The organism is Chamaesiphon sp. GL140_3_metabinner_50 (assembly GCF_025361915.1).
Taxonomy (GTDB): domain Bacteria; phylum Cyanobacteriota; class Cyanobacteriia; order Cyanobacteriales; family Chamaesiphonaceae; genus Chamaesiphon.
Genome location: NZ_JANYJC010000262.1, coordinates 1 through 2,012, shown reverse-complemented (window position 1 = coordinate 2,012; position 2,012 = coordinate 1). Strand labels below are relative to the sequence as shown.

2 protein-coding genes are annotated in these 2,012 nt (G+C 45.3%); both read right to left on the bottom strand.

Annotated features, from left to right (window positions below; all coding sequences use genetic code 11):
• Positions 1 to 623, bottom strand: a 623-nt coding sequence (locus Q0R35_RS13000; protein ID WP_295618760.1) for an ABC transporter ATP-binding protein, incomplete at its 3' end; no start/stop codon positions are given.
• 98 nt (positions 624 to 721) lie between these two features.
• Positions 722 to 1,996 (bottom strand): lipid-A-disaccharide synthase-related protein, encoded by a 1,275-nt coding sequence (locus Q0R35_RS12995; protein ID WP_295618757.1) that lies wholly within the window; start codon positions 1,994 to 1,996, stop codon positions 722 to 724.
• Positions 1,997 to 2,012 lie beyond the last annotated feature (16 nt).

Sequence of the window (2,012 nt, the reverse complement as noted above, 5' to 3'; positions counted from 1 at the left end):
CCACTGAGATCTTCTGTTACCAGTGAAGACAGCTCGGCAATCTGGTTTTGACTCTTTAATGATTGTTTCTGAAGTTTCTCACCAAACCAGCCAACTAAAACAGCAATTACTGGTGCAATTAAAAATACAGCTAACGTCAATTGCCAGTTGATACAAACCATGTATCCCAGAATCACAACGAGCTGGAGTACGCACGGGATAAATTGATGAAAAATCTTATGGATGATTTCGCCGATTTTATCGATGTCTTCAGTTAATCGATATGATAAATCGCCCAATTGTATCTGCGATAATCGATCGCCACTCAAGCTAAGGAGATGACTGTAAGCACGTTTGCGTAAATCTAATGTAATGCCAAAAGCAGCCTTAGCCATCAACGTATTCATACAATATTGGGCGATACCTTGGAAGATATATACCAGCCCCCCAGCTACGGCAACTTTAGCCAACATCGTGACATCAGTACCCACATATTTACTGATTTGTCCCGACAACCATGCCTGAATCGGCCAAAAAGCCGTATAAACTCCGATCCACAACAAAGCTAACAAAATTGTCAGTCTGTGCGGACGAATATAGGGAAGAAGTTGCCAATAGTTAGAACGCTGCTTCAAAAGACTCACTCGATCGCTAAATAATTGATTTACTTGACGCGCTCGAATTTTGATTTGTTCGCACAGTCAAGATCGCATATAGATCGTAGCTTAGATCGATCGCCTAATTAACTCATGACTGCCATCAAACATTCAGCAATCCGTTTCGCAGCACCTTGCTTACCCATCCTCAATAAACCATTTTGCGCGATCGATTGTAATCGATCTGGCTGCTGTAATAGTGTCTTAATCTCTAATCCTACAGCTTGCGGCTGAGATACCAAAATTACCGACTCACCGAGTAGTCGCGTTTGCGCCTCGGCAAAACCTGGGGTAAACTGAGGGCCAGCACCAGAAATCGTAAAAGCAGGTTTGCCCAAACCGATAAATTGCTCCGTCGCCGTACCCGCCATCGCGATCGCGCAGTCCCCTTTATGCATAAACTGTGCGTAAGCTTGAGTACTAATGGCGATCGTGACATTTTCGCGCTGATAATAAATTGCGTCCAAATTAATAGCAAAATCGGTTAGCTCCAAATCGGGATCGACAACTGGCAGCCAACCCGATCGGCTGAGACTGCCCTGTAAGATGTCCAAATCGAGTGTCTCGACGATTGCCGCCAGACAGATAATTTTACGCTGGTTAAAGACCGAAACTAAGCTACTGACAGCGATAAGTATTCGCTCCCAATTAGCCTCAGCTTCCGGCGGACGAGAACCCGGTAATAAAGTCACAATTAGCGGACGTGCTAGTTCGCGTTTGACCGATTGCGGCTGGTAAAATAGCGATCGGCTAGGATCTGTCGCAACTCCATCCATCATTGGATTGCCCAAATCGAAAGCCGAAATTTGCTGCTGTTGCAGAATTTCGGTAGTTAACTTATCGCGGGGAAATACCGCCTTACATCTACTTCTACTCAACAGCCAGCGTTCCCACGGAAAATAATAACAGCCAGTTTTAGCCTCGATCGAATCTTGCTGAGATCGTAAAATTTTCCCCTGACGATCGCGAATATAGTACTCCGATTTAGCAGTCCCAATAAAAGCATAATCCGCCCCACTCATCCAGGCAAATAATAGCGGGACAATATCGCCAACAGCGATAATTTTACCTCCAGACTGTCCCCAAGCGCGAATTGTCTTAATTTGCTCAATCGTCAATCCTACCAATCCCCCCTGAAGATCCCGCGCTAATTGGCGATTATCCTGATTGATAAATCCCCCCGATGGCATGGTTTGAACTTTACCCGCGATCTCGAAACCATTACTACTATAAGCCTTGCCCACACCCACGATCGGCAATGTGACTATTTCTGGCGGTTCTGGTAGATTACGCAATTCTTGAAGCACGGGTAATGCGATCGCATCTTCACCATGTCCGTTGCTGATACAGAGGAGTTTCATTAGGCTTTAGGGATTA

Bases quoted from the DNA above. Each gene is read 5' to 3' on its own strand.
- Q0R35_RS12995 (WP_295618757.1), bottom strand. From the start codon at position 1,996: ATGAAACTCCTCTGTATCAGCAACGGACATGGTGAAGATGCGATCGCA.